Origin of the sequence: Stappia sp., from assembly GCF_965276915.1 — a bacterium.
Taxonomy (GTDB): domain Bacteria; phylum Pseudomonadota; class Alphaproteobacteria; order Rhizobiales; family Stappiaceae; genus Stappia.
This window is the reverse complement of the sequence record NZ_OZ255709.1, coordinates 2,209,373-2,230,386: the sequence shown is the minus strand read 5'-3', so window position 1 is coordinate 2,230,386 and position 21,014 is coordinate 2,209,373. Positions and strand designations below refer to the sequence as shown.

Genomic DNA, 21,014 nt, shown 5'->3' with positions numbered 1-21,014 from the left:
CGGGCTGGTCATCAGTAGCGGATCCTCGGGTCGAACAGCGTGTAGGACAGGTCGATGAGCAGGTTGATGAAGACGTAGAGGCCGCTGGTCAGCAGGATCATGCCCTGGATGACGGGATAGTCGCGGGCCAGGATCGCGTCGACGGTCAACCGCCCGATGCCGGGAATGTTGAAGACGCTCTCGGTGACGACGACGCCGCCGATCAGCAGCGCGAAGCCGGTGCCGATGATGGTCAGGATCGGCACCGCCGCGTTGCGCAGCGCATGGCGGAAGAGAACGACCTTCTCCTTCACGCCCTTGGCCCGGGCGGTGCGGATATAGTCCTCGCCGAGCACTTCCAGCATCGAGGCGCGGGTCATGCGGGCGATCAGCGCCACATAGATCGTCGCCAGCGTCAGGCAGGGCAGGATGGCGCGGGCCAGGAACTTGCCGAAATCCTGCGAGGGCGCCGTGTAGCCCTGCACCGGCAGCCAGCGCAGCTCGATGGAGAAGACCTGGATGAAGATGTAGCCGATGACGAAGACCGGGATCGAGAAGCCGAGCACGGAGAAGCTCATCACCGCGTAGTCGGCCCAGGTGCGGTGCCGCCAGGCGGCGAGCACGCCCATCGGCACGGCGATCAGCACCGACAGCACGATGGTCATGACGGCGATGTTGACCGTCGGCCAGATGCGCTGGCCGATCATCTGGGTCACCGGCGTGTTGGAGATCAGCGAGGTGCCGAGCTCCCCCTTCATCAACAGCCCGACCCAGGTGAGAAACTGCACATGCAAGGGATCGGAAAGGCCGAGCGACTGGCGGATGCGTTCCAGCTGCGCCGGCGTCGCCATGTCGCCGGCGATGATGGCGGCCGGATCTCCCGGCGTCAGCCGCAGCAGCAGGAAGACGAAGACGGCGACGATGATCATCACCGGAATGACGGCGAGAACTCGCCTGAGGATATAGCCTAGCATCGGATCGCGCTGTCCTTTGAGGCGTTGCGGGCCGTTTGAGGCCCGAGCCCCGTTCGGGGCCTCTTCTCGGTGTCGCCGCTGCCCGCGGGGCGGCGGCCGCAGTGCCCGGCGGGCACGCGGCACCGGCCGGCGAACCCGCCGGTGCCGCAAGGGCGCGTCGCGCCCCGCCCTTTCATCCGGGCATGTCCCGTCCGGCGCGAAACCGGACGGGACATGTCATGACGCGTCTCAGTCGGCCTTCTCGACGTTCCAGAAGACCGGAACCGGCGAGGAGAGCATGCCCGTCAGCTTGTTGCTGCGCGCCTGCGGCGAGGCATACTGGCCGAGCGGGATGTAGAGCACGTTGTCGAGCGTGTGCTTCTGGATCCGCGAGGCCACTTCCTTCTGCTTCTCCGGCGTGTCGGCGGCGATGAACTCGGCCTTCAGAGCCTCCATCGTCTCGTCCGTCGGCCAGCCGAACCAGGCCGCGTCGCCGCGGCCGTTGAGCATCGGGCTGATCAGCGGCGAGTTGATCTCCGGCACCAGCCAGTTGGTGAAGAAGATGTTCCAGCCGCCCTCGGAGGGCTTCGCCTGGCTGGCGCGACGCGTCACCAGCGTCTGCCAGTCCATCGGCTGCATGTCGACGTTGAAGCCGGCATTGCGCATGGCCTGGGCGGCCACCACCGGCTGTGCCGTCAAGCTGACGACGTCGGTCGGCTGCATCAGCACGATCGGGGTTCCGTCATAGCCGGATTCCGCCAGCAGCTTCTTGGCGCCCTCGACGTCGCCGCCGGAGATCAGCGTCTCCGCGCCGGTTTCGTCGGCGAGCGGCGTGCCGCAACCGAAGATCGCGCCGCAAACCGTGTAGTAGTCGGCGTTGCCGATCAGCGTGCCGAGGACGTCAGCCTGGCTGAGCGCCATCTGGGCGGCCTGGCGGACCTTCTTGTTGTCGAAGGGCGGATGCTTGAAGTTCATCCGGCCGATGGTCTGGTAACCGAGATCGTCGCGGGTCTCGACGGTGACGTCCTCGCTGCTGGCGAGGATCGGCAAGAGGTCGATCTGCACCTGCTCGATATAGTCGATCTCGCCCGACATGATCGCGTTGATCGCGGTCTGGGCGTCCGGCATGGTCACCCACTTGACCTCGTCGACCTTGACCACCTTGCCGCCGGCCATCCAGCTCGCCGGCTCGTCGCGCGGGACATAGTCCTCGTTCTTGCGGTAGGTGACCGAAACGCCCGGCTGGTACTCTTCCTCGACGAAGATGAAGGGACCGGAGCCGGTGTAGTCGGTGACCGCCTGGTCGGCGGAACCGCTGGCGACGCGCTCGGGCATGATGAAGGGCGGCAGCGCCGACTGCTTGCCGACCGTGTCGAGCAGCGCCGGGAACGGGCTCTTCAGCGTCCAGGCGAAGGTCTTGTCGTCCTTGGCCTCAAGGCTCTCGGTGATGTCGAAGAGCAACTGGCCGCCGGAATCGCGCTTGCCCCAGCGCGTCAGCGAGGCGATGGCGTCGGCGGAGGTGACCGGCGCGCCGTCATGGAACTTGAGGCCGTCGCGCAGGGTGAAGGTGTAGACGAGACCGTCGTCGGAAACGGTCCAGTCGGCCATCTGCGGCTGCGGCTTGAAGTTCTCGTCAACGGCGACGAGCACGTCGTAGATCATGTAGGCGTGGTTGCGCGAGATATGCGCGGTGGTGATGATCGGGTCGAGGACGCGCAGGCCCGAATGCATCACGGCGGTGATCGTCTTGCCCTCGGCCACGGCCGGCGAGACCATGCCGGTACCCGCCAGCAGCGCGGCGGCGAGCATGCCGGCAATCGCGGTGCGGGCGCGGCCCGACCACGACCGGGCGGTCCTGGTGTCGTGTCGAATGTCTTCAAGATGCAGCATCGTGCTTCCCTTTTCTGGTTAAGGCAGTCGGTTCTTTTCTTTCTTGGCCGGATCGTTGCCCGGCTTTCAGTACACGCCTCGGGGATCTCCGCTGCCTCGCGGGTCAGCCCTCCAGGACATGCAGTTCGGATGGCGTTGCCGGCGCTCCAGCCGGATCGCCGAAAACGGGACCGCCGGGCGACAGGCGCATGCCCGGCCGTAGCCGCGTCCAGGCAAGGCTCGCCGGATCGAGCGGCATCGGGCCGGGCGCGGTGCACACCAGCACCGTCTCGGCGATCGGGTCGAAGTCGGCGCGAAAATGCACCGAGCTCTTGTTGACGAGGATCGCCATTTCCGTCGGCTCGATGCCGACGAAGCGATACATGGCAAGATCCGCCATCTGTGCCTTGTGGCTGGCGACGGCGATCCTGACGCCGTCGATGGCAAGGCAGGCGGACGGGCCGACATTCATGCGGGTGCCGCCATAGTAGGGGCCGGTCGCGTGCAGGTCGCCGTTCGACAGCGCCTCGACGCGGAAAGTCCCCTCGAACGGCGCGTCGCCGGGCACGTTCGACTGTCCGCCGAGCGCGATGGCGATCTCGCCGCCCTCGCCGGCCTCGTGGGCTGCACGGGCGGCGGCCGGATCGACCATCAGGCCGAGCGCGGCGTTCCTCGCACCGTTGCGCAGCAGCGCCCGCAGCATGCCGGTCGTGTTGGAATCGCCGCCGGCGCCCGGGTTGTCCTGGGTGTCCGCGATGACGACGGGCCGGTTTGCTGAGGCGGCGATGCGCATCGCCTCGGCAACACCCTCGTCGGGTGAGAAGGCGCGCCCGGCAAAGGCGCTCTCGCTTTCCATGACCCGCGCCACCAGCCGGTCGGCAGCGGCATCGGCGGCCGCCTGCGTCTCGCCATAGGCAAGCACGCTCTGGCCGCACTCGGCAATGTCGGCAGCCGGAAAGCCCATCCAGTAGGACAGGCTCGCGACCTCGCCGCCCTCGAGTGCCCCGAGTTCGGCATAGAGGCTCCTGGCCGGCTCGATGAAGGTGCACTGCCAGGGGATCGGGATCAGGAAGGGCAACTGGCGGAAGGCTTTTTCGAAGGGCCGTCCCCGCGCCATGATCCGGTCGAGCCCTTCGGCCGCGCGCCGGCCCGTCTCGGCCATGTCGACATGCGGGTAGGTGCGGAAGGCGACGAGGAAATCGGCAGCGCCGACCATCTGCCGCGTCGTGTTGCCATGCAGGTCGAGGCTGACGGCGATCGGCACATCCGGTCCGACGACCGCGCGCACCCGGGCGATCAGCTCGCCCTCGCCGTCCTCCAGATGCTCGGCCACCATCGCCCCGTGCAGGTCGAGGCAGACGCCGTCGAGCGGCGCGGCGCGGTGGGCGGCGGCGATGCCCCCGACGATTTCGCCGGCGATCCGTTCATAGGCATCGCGCGTCACATGGGCTGAAGGGATCGCGCCCGTCCACAGCACCGGGACCATGTCCCAGCCGGCCTTGCGGGCATGCGCGACAGCACCCGAGATGCCGAGATTGACGTCGCCGCAGCGTTCCAGGATTTCGGTTCCGCGCGAGATCGGCAGATAACCGCCGCCCTGCTCGAACTGCGCCATGGTCGCGAGAGAAGGAGCGAACGTATTGGTTTCGTGGAGAAAACCGGCAAGGGCAACGCGGCGGGTCATGACCGGCGCCCCACGCCCGAGGGGGCGAGCGAGCCGGCGCGAAGGCGCGGCGCGCGGTCGGTACTCGCAAACCGTGTCGCCGGCCAGCCCGGCCTGCGGGAGGATGCAACTCTACGAATGACCAATGCCGACCCCTCGTGTATTATATTGCAATACATTCGTATTATTATTTACGATAAGGTTCAGCGAGACGGCGAGTCAATGCCGTTTAATGAGCATGTCGAGAGCTGGGGAACGCGAATGACAGGTTGGTGGCCGCGGGCCAGGCCGGATGCCGGCACGCCGGAGGAGCAGATGAGCGATCCCCTATTCGTCCGCTCGGTCGCCCGCGCCATGCAGGTGCTGTCCGCGTTCCACCAGGCCGACGCCCCGATGACGCTGACGGAAATCGCCGCGGCCGGGAAGATGGACAAGAGCGCTGCCCAGCGATTCGTCCATACCCTGCGCAAGCTGGGCTATATCGAGCGCGACGCGACGGATCGCGGCTTCGTGCCGGGCCTGCGCCTGCTCGACCATTCGCTCGACTATCTGCGCCTCAATCCGCTGGTCGAGCGGGCAACGCCGGTGCTGCAGGAAATGCGGCGCCATGTGCACGAGCGTGTCGATCTCAGCCTGTTCGACGACCTGCGCGTGGTCTATGCGGCGCGCAACCAGAGCAAGCGGGAGACCTTCTTCGCGGCACTTATCGGGCACGCCGTGCCGACATTTTGTGCAAGCGGGGGACGGGCCATCCTGGCGCTTCTGTCCGATGCGGAAGTCGACGGCATCCTCGCCCGTTCCGACCTCAGGCCAATCACGATGCGCACCATCACCGATCCGCAAGCGATCCGGGACAAGGTGCACGAGGCACGCCAGGTCGGCTATGCCTGCGCGCTGGAGGAGGTGGTGCCGGGCGAGATCGCGCTCGGCGTCGCCATCACCGGGCCGGACGGGCGCCCGGTCGCCGCGATCCATGTCGCCGGCTCGCTGTCGGAATGGCAGCCGGAGGAGTTCTGCCAGAAATTCGCGCCCCTCGCCCAGTCGACCGCCCGCGCGCTCAGCCGGGCGTGAGAGGCCGAGGAGGCGCTGCCACCCTCTCCCGTCATTCCGGACGGCCGGCAGCGCAGCTGCATGGCCAGAGCAGGAATCCAGCGAATGAGAAGCGCCGCAGGCGCGCTTCCCATGCTTCCAGCGACTTGCCGATGGTGTTGCCGCGTGGCAGCCCCGCCCCCGGGCCGTCATCCCACAACAGCGAGGACGGTTCTCAATCGCCACCTCATACTCGGCTGTCACCCCGGACGAGCATCGCGAGATCCGGGGCCCATTCGTTCCCAGAGCGGAGGCGACAGGAGCGCGGCATCCGCGTGCCGGTCCCGTCCGCTAGCGGCGACGACCGCGTTCCCGCCCGCGAGCGGCAAAGGGCTCCACGCCCGCCGCAACCGGCTGAGACCACCACATCCGCCGGGGTTGCCAATGGATCCCCGCTCGGGGGCGGGGATGACGTCCGAGAGAGGGCAAAGGCCGACGTGTCGATGGCCGCGCGGAGGGATGACGGCCTGAGAGGGGGGCAAGGGCCAGCGTGTCGCCAGCAGCATGAGACGGCAGGATTGGTTGGTGCCCGCTCCCCCCTCTGTCCCCTTTTCGGGGACATCTCCCCCTCAAGGGGGGAGAGGGGTGCGTGTGGCGATGCTCACACTCCCGCATCACGCGGCGCAGTCGGCACTCTGCCGCCCTCGCCCCATCCTCATGCCGTCACCCCGGGCAAGGCGAAGCCGCGACCCGGGGCCCATTCGTTCCCAGAGCGGAGGCGACAGGAGCGCGGCATCCGCGTGCCGGTCCGCCGACATCAGCAGCCCGGCAGCCCGCCCTATTCCGCCGGCTGGGTGCTTGCGCCGCCGCCCGCGCGGATCTTCGCCCGGTCGCGGGAGAACAGCGTGTAGGCGGTCGGCACGACGAACAGCGTCAGCACCGTGCCGAAGCTCATGCCGCCGACGATGACCCAGCCGATCGCCTGTCGGCTCTCGCCGCCCGCCCCGCCGGCCAGCGCCAGCGGCACCGCGCCGAACACCATCGCGCCGGTGGTCATCAGGATCGGGCGCAGGCGCAGCGCCGCGGCCTCGATCACCGCCTCGCGCCTGCCCTGCCCCGCCTCCTGGAGCTGGTTGGCGAACTGGACGATGAGGATGCCGTGCTTGGTGATCAGGCCGATCAGGGTCACCAGCCCGATCTGGCTGTAGATGTTCAGCGTCCCGCCCGTGTAGTGCATCGCGGCAAGCGCGCCGAGCATGGAGAGCGGCACCGTCAGCATGATGATGAAGGGATCGACGAAGCTCTCGAACTGGGCGGAAAGCACCAGATAGATGAAGCCGAGCGCCAGCACGAAGATGAAGGCCAGGCTCGAACCCGTCTGGCGGAACTCGCGCGACACCCCGCCATAATCCGTGCGCGCGCTCGACGGCAGCACGGTGGCCGCCGTCGCCTCCAGATAGTCGAGTGCCTCGCCGAGCGAATAGCCGGGCGCCAGGTTGCCGGAGATCTTGGCGGCGCGCAGCTGGTTGAAGCGGTTCAGCTCCTTCGGCGACACGCTCTCGCGCACGCTGATCAGGTTGGAGAGCTGCACCATCGCGCCGCCCTGGCCGCGCACGTAGATGTCCTGCAGGTCGCCCGGCGTGCGGCGGTCGGACGGATCGACCTGGACGATCACGTCATACTGCTCGCCGTTCATGTTGAAGCGGGTGACCTTGCGCCCGCCGAGCAGCGTCTCCATCGTCCGCCCGACGGTCAGCACTCCCGCGCCCACGTCGGCGACCCGGTCGCGGTCGAGCTCGACCTCGATCTGCGGCTTGTTGAGGCTGAGATCACTGTTGATGTTGACGAGATCGGGGTTCTGGGAGATCGCGTCGAGGAAGGAATTGACCATCTCGTCGAGCCGCTCGTAGGGCTCGGAGGTGAGGATCATGAACTCGATCGGGCGCGAGCGCGGGCTGACGCCGAAGGAGCCGGGATTGTTGACCGAGGCGCGCAGGCCCGCGACCCGGCGGATCTGCGGCTGCAGCTCGGCACCGATCTCGATCTGGCTGCGCGTGCGGGTCTCCCAGGGTGCCAGCTGCGAGAAGGAGGTGATGTCGTTGACCTCCGGCGAGCCGGCGATGACGAAGAAGGAATTCACCTCCGGCACCGCGCCGATGATCTCCTCGACCTGCAAGCCGTAGCGGCTGGTGAAGTCGATGGTCGCGCCTTCGGGAGCGGAGCCGCTCAGGAACAGCACGCCCCGGTCCTCGAGCGGGGCGAGTTCCGATTTCAGCGTCGTCAGCAGCATCCAGGACCCGCCGGCGACCGCGAAGACGAGCAGAACCACCAGCCAGCGGACCTTGAGCGACAGCACCAGCGCCCGCCGGTAGGCCTCGTTGACCGCGTCGAGACCGCGCTCCAGCGCGGCGGAAAGACGGCCGGGCTTCTCGTGCTCGCGCAGCAGCTTGGCGCACATCATCGGCGAGAGCGTCAGCGCCACCAGGCCGGACATCAGCACCGCGGCGGCGAGCGTCAGGGCAAACTCGGTGAACAGCTTGCCCGTCCGGCCGGCCGCGAAGGCGACGGGCGCATAGACGGCGGCAAGCGTCAGCGTCATCGCGACGACGGCACCGGAGATCTCCTGGATGCCGGTGATCGCGGCGCGCACCGGTTTCATGCCGTTCTCGATGTGCCGGTGGATGTTCTCCAGCACCACGATGGCGTCATCGACGACAAGGCCGATGGCCAGCACCATGGCGAGCAGGGTCAGCGTGTTGATGGAAAAGCCGAGCGCGTAGATCACCGTGCAGGCGCCGATCAGCGAGACCGGGATGGTGACCAGCGGGATCAGCGTGGCGCGCAGCGAGCGCAGGAAGAAGAAGATCACCAGCACGACCAGCACCACCGCCTCCGCGATGGTCATGAACACCGCCTCGATCGAACGGTCGATGAAGATCGACTTGTCATAGGCGATGTCGGCGTTCATGCCGGCCGGCAGGTCGCGGCGAATGTCGGGCATCGCCTCGTTCATCGCCCCCGACACGTCGAGCGGATTGGCCGTCGCCTGCTTGACCACGCCCAGGATGACCGCATTGTCGCCCTTGTAGCGTGTCGTCCGGCGCTCGTCCTCCGGCCCCACCGCCACCCGCGCGACGTCGCCGAGGCGGACGGAGAAGCCGTTCGCGTCCTTGACGACGATCCGGCGGAACTGCTCGCTGGTGGTCAGCCCGGTGCGCGAAAGCACCGTGAACTCGCGGTCGAAACTCTCGATCCGCCCCGAGGGCACCTCGACATTCTGCTGGCGCAGGGCAAGCTCGACATCCTGGACGGTCAGGTCGTAGGCGGCCAGCCTCGTGCGGTCGACCCACACCCGCATCGCGTATCGGCGCTCGCCGAAGATGCGCACCTCGGCAACGCCCGGCAGGTTCTGCAACCGGTCCTTGATGTAGCGGTCGGCGTAGTCGGACACCTCGATGGGGGTGTTGCGGTCGCTGGTCAGGGCGATGAAGATAATCGACTGGGCATCCGCCTCGACCTTGGAGACGACCGGTTCGGAGACCTCGTCGGGCAGGCGCCCGCGCACCCGGCTGACCCGGTCGCGCACGTCGTTGGCCGCCTCGTCCGGATCGACGGAGAGCAGGAAGCGCACGGTGATGCGGCTCGATTCCGGGCGCGAGCGGCTTTCCAGGATCTCGACGCCGCCGATGCCGGCGATGGAGCCCTCGAGCACTTGGGTGACCTGGGATTCGATGATCTGCGCGCTGGCGCCGGGATAGTCGGTGCGCACGGAGACGACCGGCGGGTCGATGTTGGGGTACTCGCGCAGCGACAGCCGCGAGAAGGAGACCAGCCCGAGCAGCACGATCATCAGGCTGACGACGGAGGCGAAGACCGGCTTGCGGACGAAGAACTCGAGCAGGCCCATCTCAGGAGCCCTTCGGTCCGTCGACGATGTCGACCGTGGCTCCGTCCCGCAACAGCAGCTGTCCGGCGGTGACCACCACCGCCTCGCGCTTCAGCCCCCCGGTGATCTCCACGTCGCCCGGCCGGCGCAGGCCGATCTCCACCGGCGTCTTGACGGCGCGCCCCTCCTCGATGCGGTAGACATAAAGCCGCCCGCCATCCTGGAAGATCGCCGCCTCGGGCACCAGCAGCGCCTCGGGCCGTTCCTCGATGACAATGCGGATGCGGGCGAACAGGCCCGGCGACAGGCGGCCGTCCGGGTTCGGTACCTCGGCGCGCAGGCGGATGGCGCGCCCCGAAACGTCGACGACGGGATCGATGGCGGTGATCTTGCCGGCGATCTCCTCGCCGGGGCGCGCGTCGACGGAGACCTGCACGGAGAGCCCCTTGCCGAGCTTCGCCAGGTGGGTTTCCGACACCCGGAACTCGACCTTCAGCGGGTCGGTGCTGGCCAGTTCGACGATCCGGTCACCCGGGCTGAGATAGGCGCCGGCGCTGATCGTGCGGAAGCCGACCGTGCCGGCGAACGGCGCCTCGATGGAGGTCTTGGCCAGGCGCGCCTCGGCCAGCGACAGGTTGGCCTGCGCGGCGATGCGGGCCTGGGCCGTCTCGTCGCGGGCGCGCAGCGTGCCGCTGCCCTGCTCGGCGAGCTTGCGGGCCCGTTCGAAATTGGCCTCGGCGAGCGACACCTCGGAACGGGCCTTGTCGAGCTCGGCCTTGAGGATTTCGGCATCCAGCTCCACCAGCACGTCGCCGGCTTTGACCTGCTGCCCCTCGGTAAAGGCGAGGCGCGCGACGCGGCCGGCGATCTCCGGCGAGATGACGACGGATTCATTGGCGACGAGCGTGCCGAAGGCGCGAATGTCCTCGACGATATCGTGGACGTTCACGGGCGCGGTCTCGACGGCGACCGCAGGCCGGCGCTTCTCGCCGCCCTGCCCGCGCGCAGGCTCCGTCGAGGCGGAGGCCGGCAGCAGCGAGGCGATCGAGACCGGACCCTCGGACCGGCTCAGATAGGTGACGCCCCCGGCCAGGACGAGGGCAAGGCCGGCAGTGCCAAGGGCAGGCAAATTCCACAAACGCATTGTCGGGCAACCTCGGCGCCGGCCGGCCGCGGTTCGCGGCAGGGCCTGTTCAGCGGCTTGCCGCCTGGCGCTCCTCGCCCCGGTGCGCTGTCTGCGTCCGGACGGTTGCCGCGCATGCGTGAAACCACGTGGCAAGAATAGATAGCAGCGTCAGTACTGACAAGGCGAAAGACCGGGCAGCGGGAGCCCGGCGTTTCGCGCTACGGCCTGTAGAAGACGAGGCCCGCACCGGCCGCGATCAGCGTGAAGCCGGCGAAATGGGTCCAGCGCAATTCCTCGCCCAGATAGGCAACGGAGAAAACGGCGAAGACGCCAAGGGTGATCACTTCCTGGATGGTCTTCAGTTCGGCGGCCGAGAACACCCCGTGACCGATACGGTTGGCCGGCACCTGCAACAGATACTCGAAGAAGGCGATGCCCCAGCTCGCCAGGATCACCACGACGAGCGGCGCCGTCTTGAACTTCAGGTGCCCGTACCAGGCGAAGGTCATGAAGACATTGGACGCGATGAGCAGTCCGATCGTCGCGAGCGGCACCAGCGGGCCGGCGGCAGGCAGGGCGGTCAAGCGGGGATCTCCGGAACAGGACGCTGATCACGGCATTTGACACGAGCCGCGATCTGGCGCGAGCGGAAAAATCGCAGGCCCGGCGCCGGTTCATTCGCCCGGCGAGCACTCAGCCGGCGGCGCGGGAACCGGGCGCGGCCGTCTGGCAGTCGAGGTCGGTCAGCGTGACGATGCGGTTGCCGCGCAGGTCGTTGACGCAGACCAGCACGCCCTGCTCCTCCATATGGGTCAGCAGCCAGCGCGCCCGCCCCGGCGAGCGGGTGCCGTAGGCGCGCGCGATCTCCGCGTCGGGCGGGCAGACCCGCCCCTCCAGCGCCGCCTTGGCGATCAGCAGGTAGACGCCGCGCATCTCCTCCGGAAGGCTGGCGGCGACCGTCTCCGCCGCCGACCAGACGGCCGGATCGACGTCGCTCGGTTCGACGCCGGCACGGGCAAGCGCCACGCGCTGGCGGAACTCGGCCAGTTCCGGCGGACGGCCCGGCAGGCGGGCGATGCGGCAGCGTACGAGAAAGTCCTGGTAGAGCGCGGCAACCGGCTGGAACGCCGCCTCGCCGTCGCCAAGCAGTTCCGCGATCAGTGCGGCAACCGACTTTTCATGCGTCTCGCGGTCGAGCGGCTCGGCCTCGACGGCCGCCTCGCGCGCCGCCGCCTGCCGCGTCAGCCGCTCCAGAACCTCGGAGGCCGGCACCACCTGCGGCGTCGGCGGACGCTCGGCCGCGCTGCGCTCGCCGCTGCTGGCCGGCTGGAACAGGAGATCCTGCAATTCCTCGGGCCGCGCCTGCGGCAGCGGCGTCAGCTTCGGACCGCCGCCGCGCCCGGTGGTTTCCACCGCGCCGATGCGCACCGTCATCGGACGGCGCGAGACGGCCGGGCCGAGCGCCACGAAATGCCCCCGGTCGAGATTGCGGAAGGCCTCCGCCTGGCGCTTCTCCATGCCGAGCAGGTCGGCGGCGCGCGCCATGTCGATGTCGAGGAACGTCCGGCCCATCAGGAAGTTGGAGGCTTCCGCGGCGACGTTCTTGGCAAGCTTCGCCAGGCGCTGGGTGGCGATCACCCCTGCCAGGCCGCGCTTGCGGCCACGGCACATCAGGTTGGTCATGGCGCCGAGCGCAACGCGGCGCGCCTCCTCGCCGGTGTCGCCGGAGGCGGCGGGCGCGAAGAGCTGTGCCTCGTCGACGACGACAAGCACCGGGTACCAGTGATCGCGCTCGGCCTCGAACAGCGCGTTCAAAAACACCGCCGCCGCCTTCATCTGGCGGTCGGGCTCCAGCCCTTCCAGGTTGAGCACGACGGAAACGCGGTGCGCGCGCACCCGTGTGGCGATCACCGCGAGATCCCGCTCGCTTCCCGCCGCGTCGACCACCACATGGCCGAAACGGTCCGACAGGGTGACGAAGTCGCCTTCCGGGTCGACGATCACCTGCTGCACCCAGGGCGCGCTCTGTTCGAGCAGCCGGCGCAGCAGATGCGATTTTCCCGACCCGGAATTGCCCTGGACCAGAAGCCGGGTGGCAAGCAGTTCCTCAAGGTCGAAGGTGCAGGGCGCGGACGCCCCCACGCCCCTCACCTCGCCCATGTCGATACTGACTGTCATTCTGGCAATGGTCTCGTGTGGTCGGAACAGGACGGCCCGGACGCCATAACGGCGTCGCGCGCGCGCCGCGCGCAGGCGGGCCATCCGCAGGGTCGCTTTTCAGCACTATCGGCGATTCGCCCCTCCGGCCAAAGCCGGTGTGGCGCAAACGGACGGAAACAGGGGACAGTTCCGGGCGCCGCGACGGCAAGCCCCCCAAAACATTCATTGATCGAGAACTGTTAGCGCCTTGTTTACCCGGCGCGCCGAAACGTGACCCCACACACGCGCCTGCCTCCCCCCAAGGAACGACGATGAGCCCAGTTGCACGCAAAGCCGACCCCGCGCCGAAACAGGAACGTCTCAGCCAGGAGATCGCCCGCTTCGTCGGCGCGGACCATTTCGATGTCGAGCAGGCCCGCGCGCTCTGGCGCAACCTGAAGCCTGCGATGCCGGACATTCTCGATGCCTTCTATGCATCGATCGGCGACACTCCCGAGCTCGCCGAAAAGCTCGGCCGTTCCGGCAACCAGGTGGCCCGTCTCAAGGGAGCCCAGATGGGCCACTGGGACCATATCTTCAACAATCCGCCCGATGGCGAGTTCGAGGCCCGCGCCAAGCGCATCGGCGAGGCGCATGTGCGCATCGGGCTGGAGCCGAAGTGGTATCTCGCCTCCTATGGCCGGCTGCTGGTCGAGGCGATCCCGGCCGTGACCCGCCACCACCGCCTCAGTCCGGGCCGGCTCGCCGAGGCGCTGCAGACGCTTGTCAGCCGTGCCTTCCTCGACATGATCGTCTCCTATGACGCCTACGAGACGGGCGTGCTGGGCCAGCGCGCCGAGGAGAACCGGCGCGACACCGAACTGGCCTCGCTGACAAGCCTGGCCGGCACCGTTTCCGACATCAACGACGTCGCGGTCAGCATGGCGACCCTGTCGCGCAACACGCGAAGGGCACGCGAGGGCGGACAGGCAATCTCGGCGGCGGCGGCGGAGCTGGTGACCTCGGTGGAACAGATCGCCGAGAACAGCGACGGCGCGGCGCGGATGGCGGATGCCACCAACGAGGCCGTGGCGGAGGGCCTGCGCGCCATGCGGGACGTCTCCGGCCGGATGGCCGATATCGCCTCCGCCTCCCAGGAAAGCGCGCAGAACCTCGCCGACCTGCAGACGGCGTCCGAGCAGATCGGCGAGTTCCTGTCGGTGATCGAGAGCATCGCCAACCAGACCAACCTCCTGGCGCTCAACGCGACGATCGAGGCCGCCCGCGCGGGCGAGGCCGGCAAGGGCTTTGCCGTCGTCGCCAGCGAGGTGAAGAACCTCGCCACCCAGGCGGCGCGCGCGACGGACGACATCACCCGGCGCATCGCCGCCCTGCAGGCCGGCATGGTGACGACCCAGCAGTCTATCGCCGGATCGCGGGAGGCGGTGGAGCGCGGCCAGCAGACCATCGAGGGCGCCAACGAGCGCATGGTCTCGATCGGCACGCAGATCGCCGAGGTGTCGGGGCGCATGCAGGATATTTCCGCGATCCTGCAGCAGCAGAAGGACGCCAGCCAGGAGATCGCGGAGAGCATCGCCGGCGTCGCCGACCTCGCCGTCGAGAACGACAGCCAGCTCCTGTCGATGAGCACCACCCTGGAGACCAGCAACAAGCGCTTCGAGGCCAATGCCCGCAGCTGGTTCGACGAGGGCTCGCACCGCTCCCTGTGCGAGATGGCGAAGATCGACCACGTCCTGTTCAAGAAGCGGGTCGTCGACACGATCCTGGGCCGCGACACGTGGACGGCGCAGGCCGTGCCCGACCACCACGGCTGCCGGCTCGGCCGCTGGTACGACGCCGTCACCGACGAGCGCATCCGCGCCCATCCCGCCTATGCCGCCATCAGGGAGCCGCATCGGAAGGTCCACGACGCCGCCCGCGCGGCGCTCGAGGCGCATGCCGCCGGCGATGCCGGCACCACGGCGACGCGGCTCGGCGAGCTCGAGACAGCAAGCAACCAGGTGCTGTCGGCCCTCGACAGCTTCGCCGGCGTTCTCGCCGATGACCTGAAGGACGCGGAGCGTCACGCCGGCAAGCCCGCCGCCGCCTGCCGGCATCACGGCTGAAAGGCGTGCCACGGCCGGGGCAGCTGCTCCGGTCGCCAGGGGCACGCGCGAGGCCTGCAAGAACGCTTGCTTTTCCCGCTCACATTCGAAATCATGCATGTGTAACGAGAGGCTGCTGATGGCGGCCCATCCGGGAGGATATCGAATGCGCCTGTTGACCGCCCTGTTGACCGCCCTGTGTGCCGCCGGCCTTGCCGCCGCACCGCTTCCGCTCCTTGCCGCCGAGGATCTGCAGATCGGGCCCGACGTCACCTCGGTGACGGTCGAGACCGAGGACGGCCCGGTGGAGATCACCCGGCAGAAGAACGAGGTGCAGCTGATCGGCGGGGTGCTGCAGCCGATGATCCCGGTGCCGGGCGTCCATGCGGCGGGCGAGCTTGAGGTGCTGGCCGCGCTGCAGGACGAGAGCGCCCGTGTCGTCGACATGCGCACGACGGAATGGCGGGTGAAATCCACCATCCCCGGGTCGATCCACATTCCCTATACCGAGGTCGCCATGCGCCTCGACGAACTCGGCTGCGAGGGCACCCAGGGCAGCTGGGACTGTTCGGCCGCGCTCGACGTCTTCGCCTTCTGCAACGGCCCGGCCTGCGGCCAGAGCCGCAGGCGATCAAGGCGATGGTGCGCGAGGGCTTCCCGGCGACGAAGATCCACTACTATCGCGGCGGCATGCAGGACTGGACGGTGCTCGGCCTGACCACGGTCGAGAACCTGTTCTGAGGCGGGTGCACCGCCACCCCATCCTCAGGCCGTCACCCCACAACAGCGAGGACGGTTCTCAACCGCCGCCCCACCCTCAGGCCGTCACCCCGGGCAAGCATCGCGCGACCCGGGGCCCATTCGTTCCCAGAGCGGCGGTGACGGGGACGCGGCGGTCGCACACCGATCCGACCCATTGGCAGCGCAGACCCAAGCCTGCCGCGACCGGCGGGAGTGATCACGCCCGCCGGGGTTGCCAATGGATCCCGGATCAGGTCCGGGATGACGTCCGTGGGGAGGCAAGCGCTCGCGCTTTTCTCCCGCCGGGGGTCAATCGGTTCCGGCTCTCCACCGACACCCCATCCTCAGGCCGTCACCCCGGGCAAGGCGAAGCCGCGACCCGGGGCCCATTCGTTCCCAGAGCGGCGGTGACGGGGACGCGGCGGTCGCACACCGATCCGACCCATTGGCAGCGCAGACCCAAGCCTGCCGCGACCGGCGGGAGTGATCACGCCCTCCGGGGTTGCCAATGGATCCCGGATCAAGTCCGGGATGACGTCCGTGGGGAGGCAAGCGCTCGCGCTTTTCTCCCGCCGGGGGCAATCGGTTCCGGCTCTCCAGCGGCACCCCACGCTCAGGCCGTCACCCCACAACAGCGAGGACGGTTCACAACCGCCACCCCATCCTCGGCCGTCACCCCGGGCAAGCGCAGCGCGACCCGGGGCCCATTCGTTCCCAGAGAGGCTGCGGTAAAGCCGCAAATGCTACGCAACGGTCCTGCCGCATCCGGAGGAAGCCGGGCCGGTTGCCGGGGCGCGACGCGATTGCCCGCCCCGCCCATAGCCCTCAGCCGAACGTGTCCTTGTACATGTCGCGCAGCACGTTCTTCTGGATCTTGCCCATCGTGTTGCGCGGCAGTTCGGGAAGCACGTAGACGCGCTTGGGCTGCTTGAACTTCGCCAGCTTGTCCGCCAGCGGCGCGATCACCGCCTCGGGATCGAGCGAGACGCCCTTGTGGGGGGCGACCACTGCGACGACGCCCTCGCCGAAATCCGCATGCGGCACGCCGATCACCGCGCTTTCGGCAACGCCCCCGATCTCGTCGATGACCGCCTCGACCTCGGCCGGATAGACGTTGAAGCCGCCGGTGATGATCAGGTCCTTGGAGCGGCCGACGATGGCGACATAGCCGCGCTCGTCGACCAGCCCCATGTCGCCGGTGATGAAGAAGCCGTCGGCGCGGAATTCGGACGCGGTCTTTTCCGGCATCTGCCAGTAGCCCTGGAAGACGTTCGGCCCCCTCACCTCGATGACGCCGACCTCGCCTTGCGCCAGCACCGTGCCGCTGTCGGGATCGGCGATGCGCAGTTCGACGCCGGGCAGCGGATAGCCCACCGTCCCCGGACGGCGGTCGCCCTCATAGGGGTTGGAGGTGTTCATGTTGGTCTCGGTCATGCCGTAGCGCTCGAGGATCGCATGACCCGTGCGGGCGCTGAAGGCCTTGTGCACCTCGGCCGAAAGCGGCGCGGAGCCCGACACGAAGAGCCGCATGTGGGCGGCCAGCTCGCGGGTGAAGTCGTCGGTGCCGAGAAGCCGCGCATAGAAGGTCGGCACGCCCATCATCGTCGTGGCGCGCGGCATCAGCCGCAAGACGTCGGCGAGGTCGAATTTCGGCAGGAACAGCATCGACCCGCCGGCCAGCAGCGTCACGTTGGTGGCGACGAAGAGCCCGTGCGTGTGGAAGATCGGCAGTGCGTGCAACAGCACGTCCCGTTCGGTGAACTTCCAGTAGTCGCACAGCACCCGCGCGTTCGAGGCGAGGTTCTCGTGGGAGAGCATGGCGCCCTTCGAGCGGCCCGTCGTGCCGGACGTGTAGAGGATCGCTGCGAGGTCGCCGGGCCCGCGCGCGATGTCGGAGAATGTCGTCGCGGCCGCGTCGGCCCGCGCGCGCAGGCTGCCCCTGCCGTCGGCGTCGAGCGTCTCGACCTTCGCGCCGACCTTGCCCGCAACGCCCTTCAGCGCGTCAAGCCGCGCCGGATCGCAGACCAGCAGCGCCGGTTTGGCGTCGCCGACGAAATAGTCGATCTCCGCCGGCGTATAGGCGGTGTTGAGCGGCAGGAAGATGGCGCCGGCGCGCACCGTGCCGAGGTAAAGCATCAGGGCTTCCGGCGATTTCTCCACCTGCACCGCGACGCGGTCGCCGGGCGCTACGCCCAGCGCGACGAGCGCGTTGGCGAAGGCGGCCGAGCGTCCGATGAGACCGCCATAGGTGGTGACCTCGCCGGCCGGCGTCTCCAGGAAGGGCGCCGCTTCGTCGCGGACAGCCGAGAGGATCTGGGAAAAGAGATGGTTTTCTTGCGTCATGCGACGGGGTCCGGTGTCTGTTTTTTCTGTTCGGGGACGGCTTTCAGCAGGCGGGTGACGCCGCTGGCGGCGGCCACCACGCCATTCGCCGCGAAGGCTTCGTGGTTCTTCTCTATATGGCCGAGATCGTAAAGGTAATTGACCATCAGCCCGTAGGACTGGCGCAACCCGTTGCGCGAGGGATCGGCGTTCCAGTTGACGCGTTCCAGCCGCGCGCCATTGCCCAGATGAAAGCGGGCGACCGGATCGAGCGGCCGCTGGCCGCCGCGTTTCTCGCGCACCAGATAATGCGCGCAAAGCGCCTTGAGCGGTTCGCGCGCGGTCTCCGGCAAGGGTTCGCCGGTGTCCGCCTCCAGCATCCCGCGCAGCTCTTCGGAGACGAGCGCGGGCAGTGGCGGCTCGCCGCTTTCCAGCGCCGATGCCAGCCAGGCACGGAAACCGGGCACCGGCGACAGGGTCACGAAGGTCTTCAGGTTGGGCAGGTCGCGGCGCAGTTCCTCCACCACCTGCTTGATCAGGAAATTGCCGAAGGAGATGCCGCGCAGGCCCTCCTGGCAGTTGGAGATCGAGTAGAAGACGGCGGTGCCGGCTTCGGCCGCGGCAAGCTCGTCGCGGCCCTCCGCCAGAATCGGCGGGATCGCGCCGGGAATGTCGCGGGTCAGCGCCACCTCGACGAAGATCAGCGGATCGTCGACCAGCGCCGGATGGAAGAAGGCATAGAGCCTGCGGTCGGCCAGGTCGATGCGGCGGCGCAGGTCGTTCCAGTCGCTGATTTCGTGCACCGCCTCGTAGCGGATGATGCGTTCCAGGATCACCGCCGGCGTCGACCAGTCGATGCGCTGCATGACCAGGAAGCCGCGATTGAACCAGGACGAGAACAGGTGTTCGAAATCGCGGTCGACCTCGCGCAGGGCCGGATTGGCGCGCAGCGCGTCGATCAGGTCCTTGCGCATCCTGACGAGCGCCGAGGTGCCGCCGGGCGCCAGGTTCAGCCGGCGGATCAGCTCCTGCCGGCGCGGCTCCGAGACCGCGTGCAACTGGCGCAGGCGCGCATCGTCGTCCGGCGCCTCGATCACCGCGCGGGCGGCGGCCTCGACGTTTTCCCGGTTCGCGCCGAAACGCTCGTGCAGCTCCTGAAAGAACGCCACCCGCTCCTCCGCCGACAGCCCCGCATAGCTCGTCAGCACGTCCCGGGCGAGCGCCACGCCCGACGCCTCGCCGCGCCCCGAAAGCAGCGCCTCGCACAGTTCGCCCAGCGCCCGGCCGCTGGGGATGCGCTCGCGGCGCAGGTCGAGCAGGTGCCGTCCCTGTTCCGCGATCGAGGCAAGGAGGTCGTTGAAGAAGCTGCTGCGGTTCATAAGGCGGGTCCCATCAACAGGTTCGGCAGCCAGAGCGCGATCTCCGGCACCAGGCACAGGAGCACGATCCCCGCGACCATGCAGCCGACATAGGGGAGCGAGCCGCGCAGGATCTCGCCGAGCGTGATGTTCGGCGCGATCCCGTTGATCACGTAGAGATTTAAGCCCACGGGCGGTGTGATCAAGCCGATTTCCATGTTGATGGTGAGGATGACCGCGAACCAGTAGGGATCGAAGCCCGCCTGGATGATGATCGGCAGCAGGATCGGCGCGGTCATCAGGATCACGGCGACCGGCGGCAGGAAGAAGCCGGCGAACAGCAGGAAGGCGTTGATGATCGCCATCAGCACCCACCTGTTCACATCGAGCGCCGCGATCCATTCGGCGATGGTCTGGGTGATGAACAGCGAGGAGAGCGCGAAGGAGAACAGCTCCGAGGCGCCGATGATCATCATGATCATCACGCTCTCCTTCAGCGTGTCGCGGAACAGGGTGCTGTAGAGCGACAGCTTCCAGAGGCGGTAGATCAGGGCGACGAAGATCAGGCAGAACAGCGCGCCGACGCCGGCCGCCTCCGAGGGCGTCGCGACGCCCCCGTAGAGCACGTAGAGAATGGCGAGGATGATGCCGAGGAAGGGCAGCACCCGGGGCAGCACCTCCAGCCGCTCCCTGAACGAGAAGCGCCGGCCGAGCGCGTCGAGGCCGATGCCCCGGCGATGGCAATCATAGATCGTCCAGGCCATGAACAACGCCGTCAGCATGGCGCCGGGCAGCAGGCCGGCAAGGAACAGCCGGCCGATGGAGGTCTCGGTGGCGATACCGTAGACGATCATGGTGATCGATGGCGGGATGAGGATGCCGAGCGTGCCGCCGGCGGCGATGGAACCGGCGGCGATCTCGTTCGGATAGCCGCGCTTGGTCATCTCCGGGATGCCCATCTTGCCGATCGCGGCGCAGGTCGCCGGCGAGGAGCCGGAAAGCGCGGCGAAGATCGAGCAGGCGCCGAGATTGGAGAGCACGAGACCGCCCGGCACCCGGTTCAGCCACCGGTCGAGGGCCTCGTAGAGGTCTTTGCCGGCGGGCGAGGAGGACACCGCCGCGCCCATCAGGATGAACATCGGGATCGACACGAGGCCGAAGGAGGCGAGACCGCCGAAGAAGGTCTCGCCGAGGATCGACACGCTGCCCCAGCCATCGGCGAGGATGAGCGCGACGATCGAGACGAGGCCGAGCGCGAAGGCGATCGGCGTGCCGATGGCCAGCAGGCCGAGCAGGCCGACAAGGACGCCGGCGCCCCAGAGCATGGGCGTCATTTCGCGCCTCCATGGATCTTCATGATTTCAGCGATGTATTGCAGCACCATCATGCCGATGCCGAGCGGCAGCGGCAGCAGGGGGATCCACAGCGGGATCGCCCAGACCGTGTCGGTGCGCCAGCCATAGGACCAGGCCTCGTGGAAATAGGTCCAGCCGGACCAGGCAAGCAGCGCGCAGAAGGCGATGCCGACGAGGCCCGACAGGGTCTGCAGCAGCCGGCGGACCGGCGGCGAGGCGCGCAGCTGGAACAGGTCGACATTGACGTGGCCCTTGTGCAGCAGCACGTAGGGCGAACCGAGAAAGGTCGCCGCGACCAGCGCGTAGATGACGTATTCGGTCTGCCAGATGGTCGAGCCGTTGAGGAAGTAGCGCACGATCACCATGTGGGTGACGACGAGCGCGGCCGTGCCGGTCAGCACCATCGCGACGACGCCGAGCGCCCGCGACACGGCCGAAACCGCTGAAATGTAGAAAGACATCGCCTTTTATGTTCCAGGTTCGACCGGC

At 68.2% G+C, this 21,014-nt stretch carries 14 protein-coding genes; 3 read left to right on the top strand and 11 right to left on the bottom strand.

Annotation, left to right across the window (positions count from 1 at the left end; genetic code table 11):
* Nucleotides 1–11: 11 nt before the first annotated feature.
* The 3 genes from ACQY46_RS10410 to ACQY46_RS10400 all read right to left on the bottom strand — a co-directional run bounded on the left by ACQY46_RS10410 (nucleotide 12) and on the right by ACQY46_RS10400 (nucleotide 4,485).
* Nucleotides 12–953, bottom strand: coding sequence for an ABC transporter permease (locus ACQY46_RS10410; RefSeq protein WP_428700166.1), 942 nt, complete (start codon nucleotides 951–953; stop codon nucleotides 12–14).
* Between the two features lie 228 nt (nucleotides 954–1,181).
* Entirely contained in the window at nucleotides 1,182–2,741 is a 1,560-nt protein-coding gene (locus ACQY46_RS10405) for an ABC transporter substrate-binding protein (RefSeq protein WP_428700467.1), read from the bottom strand.
* Between the two features lie 184 nt (nucleotides 2,742–2,925).
* The gene (locus ACQY46_RS10400) at nucleotides 2,926–4,485 is read right to left on the bottom strand and encodes a M81 family metallopeptidase (protein ID WP_428700165.1); all 1,560 of its coding nucleotides are present in this window, start codon (nucleotides 4,483–4,485) and stop codon (nucleotides 2,926–2,928) included.
* A gap of 294 nt (nucleotides 4,486–4,779) precedes the next feature.
* Between ACQY46_RS10400 and ACQY46_RS10395 the strand changes: the two genes are divergently transcribed.
* The gene (locus tag ACQY46_RS10395; protein WP_428700164.1) at nucleotides 4,780–5,535 is read left to right on the top strand and encodes an IclR family transcriptional regulator; all 756 of its coding nucleotides are present in this window, start codon (nucleotides 4,780–4,782) and stop codon (nucleotides 5,533–5,535) included.
* A gap of 796 nt (nucleotides 5,536–6,331) precedes the next feature.
* Here ACQY46_RS10395 and ACQY46_RS10390 read toward each other — a convergent pair.
* From ACQY46_RS10390 to ACQY46_RS10375, 4 genes are all read right to left on the bottom strand, one after another.
* Complete coding sequence (locus tag ACQY46_RS10390) at nucleotides 6,332–9,400, bottom strand: efflux RND transporter permease subunit (protein ID WP_428700163.1); 3,069 nt, start codon at nucleotides 9,398–9,400, stop codon at nucleotides 6,332–6,334.
* Nucleotide 9,401: 1 nt separating this feature from the next.
* Nucleotides 9,402–10,523 carry an efflux RND transporter periplasmic adaptor subunit gene (locus tag ACQY46_RS10385; protein WP_428700162.1) on the bottom strand — a complete coding sequence of 374 codons (1,122 nt, stop codon included), beginning with the start codon at nucleotides 10,521–10,523 and terminating at the stop codon, nucleotides 9,402–9,404.
* A 200-nt stretch (nucleotides 10,524–10,723) separates the two neighbouring features.
* Nucleotides 10,724–11,014 carry a DMT family protein gene (locus ACQY46_RS10380; protein WP_428700466.1) on the bottom strand — a complete coding sequence of 97 codons (291 nt, stop codon included), beginning with the start codon at nucleotides 11,012–11,014 and terminating at the stop codon, nucleotides 10,724–10,726.
* Nucleotides 11,015–11,198: 184 nt separating this feature from the next.
* Nucleotides 11,199–12,683, bottom strand: a complete 1,485-nt coding sequence (locus ACQY46_RS10375) for a helicase HerA domain-containing protein (RefSeq protein ID WP_428700161.1) — start codon at nucleotides 12,681–12,683, stop codon at nucleotides 11,199–11,201.
* A 293-nt stretch (nucleotides 12,684–12,976) separates the two neighbouring features.
* On the opposite strand from ACQY46_RS10375, the gene ACQY46_RS10370 reads away from it, so the two are divergent.
* Together ACQY46_RS10370 and ACQY46_RS10365 are read left to right on the top strand one after the other, a co-directional pair.
* A complete protein-coding gene (locus ACQY46_RS10370) occupies nucleotides 12,977–14,770 on the top strand; it encodes a methyl-accepting chemotaxis protein (RefSeq protein ID WP_428700160.1) in 1,794 nt (597 codons plus the stop codon).
* 145 nt (nucleotides 14,771–14,915) lie between these two features.
* A complete protein-coding gene (locus tag ACQY46_RS10365) occupies nucleotides 14,916–15,467 on the top strand; it encodes a rhodanese-like domain-containing protein (protein ID WP_428700159.1) in 552 nt (183 codons plus the stop codon).
* Nucleotides 15,468–16,315: 848 nt separating this feature from the next.
* On the opposite strand, the gene ACQY46_RS10360 is transcribed toward ACQY46_RS10365, so the two are convergent.
* The 4 genes from ACQY46_RS10360 to ACQY46_RS10345 are packed head-to-tail and all read right to left on the bottom strand — an operon-like array spanning nucleotide 16,316 to nucleotide 20,986.
* Nucleotides 16,316–17,833 carry a malonate--CoA ligase gene (locus ACQY46_RS10360; protein ID WP_428700158.1) on the bottom strand — a complete coding sequence of 506 codons (1,518 nt, stop codon included), beginning with the start codon at nucleotides 17,831–17,833 and terminating at the stop codon, nucleotides 16,316–16,318.
* Nucleotides 17,830–19,191, bottom strand: a complete 1,362-nt coding sequence (locus ACQY46_RS10355; protein WP_428700157.1) for a malonyl-CoA decarboxylase — start codon at nucleotides 19,189–19,191, stop codon at nucleotides 17,830–17,832. The genes ACQY46_RS10360 and ACQY46_RS10355 overlap by 4 nt, the downstream gene beginning before the upstream one ends.
* Nucleotides 19,188–20,504 carry a TRAP transporter large permease gene (locus ACQY46_RS10350; protein ID WP_428700156.1) on the bottom strand — a complete coding sequence of 439 codons (1,317 nt, stop codon included), beginning with the start codon at nucleotides 20,502–20,504 and terminating at the stop codon, nucleotides 19,188–19,190. Before ACQY46_RS10350 ends, ACQY46_RS10355 begins: the two co-directional genes overlap by 4 nt.
* The gene (locus tag ACQY46_RS10345) at nucleotides 20,501–20,986 is read right to left on the bottom strand and encodes a TRAP transporter small permease subunit (protein WP_428700155.1); all 486 of its coding nucleotides are present in this window, start codon (nucleotides 20,984–20,986) and stop codon (nucleotides 20,501–20,503) included. Before ACQY46_RS10345 ends, ACQY46_RS10350 begins: the two co-directional genes overlap by 4 nt.
* Between the last annotated feature and the right edge of the window lie 28 nt (nucleotides 20,987–21,014).

Coding starts and splice junctions, on each gene's coding strand:
- ACQY46_RS10410 (WP_428700166.1), bottom strand. CDS start 953: ATGCTAGGCTATATCCTCAGGCGAGTTCTCGCCGTCATTCCGGTGATG.
- ACQY46_RS10405 (WP_428700467.1), bottom strand. CDS start 2,741: ATGCTCGCCGCCGCGCTGCTGGCGGGTACCGGCATGGTCTCGCCGGCC.
- ACQY46_RS10400 (WP_428700165.1), bottom strand. CDS start 4,485: ATGACCCGCCGCGTTGCCCTTGCCGGTTTTCTCCACGAAACCAATACG.
- ACQY46_RS10395 (WP_428700164.1), top strand. CDS start 4,780: ATGAGCGATCCCCTATTCGTCCGCTCGGTCGCCCGCGCCATGCAGGTG.
- ACQY46_RS10390 (WP_428700163.1), bottom strand. CDS start 9,400: ATGGGCCTGCTCGAGTTCTTCGTCCGCAAGCCGGTCTTCGCCTCCGTC.
- ACQY46_RS10385 (WP_428700162.1), bottom strand. CDS start 10,523: ATGCGTTTGTGGAATTTGCCTGCCCTTGGCACTGCCGGCCTTGCCCTC.
- ACQY46_RS10380 (WP_428700466.1), bottom strand. CDS start 11,014: ATGACCTTCGCCTGGTACGGGCACCTGAAGTTCAAGACGGCGCCGCTC.
- ACQY46_RS10375 (WP_428700161.1), bottom strand. CDS start 12,683: ATGACAGTCAGTATCGACATGGGCGAGGTGAGGGGCGTGGGGGCGTCC.
- ACQY46_RS10370 (WP_428700160.1), top strand. CDS start 12,977: ATGAGCCCAGTTGCACGCAAAGCCGACCCCGCGCCGAAACAGGAACGT.
- ACQY46_RS10365 (WP_428700159.1), top strand. CDS start 14,916: ATGCGCCTGTTGACCGCCCTGTTGACCGCCCTGTGTGCCGCCGGCCTT.
- ACQY46_RS10360 (WP_428700158.1), bottom strand. CDS start 17,833: ATGACGCAAGAAAACCATCTCTTTTCCCAGATCCTCTCGGCTGTCCGC.
- ACQY46_RS10355 (WP_428700157.1), bottom strand. CDS start 19,191: ATGAACCGCAGCAGCTTCTTCAACGACCTCCTTGCCTCGATCGCGGAA.
- ACQY46_RS10350 (WP_428700156.1), bottom strand. CDS start 20,504: ATGACGCCCATGCTCTGGGGCGCCGGCGTCCTTGTCGGCCTGCTCGGC.
- ACQY46_RS10345 (WP_428700155.1), bottom strand. CDS start 20,986: ATGTCTTTCTACATTTCAGCGGTTTCGGCCGTGTCGCGGGCGCTCGGC.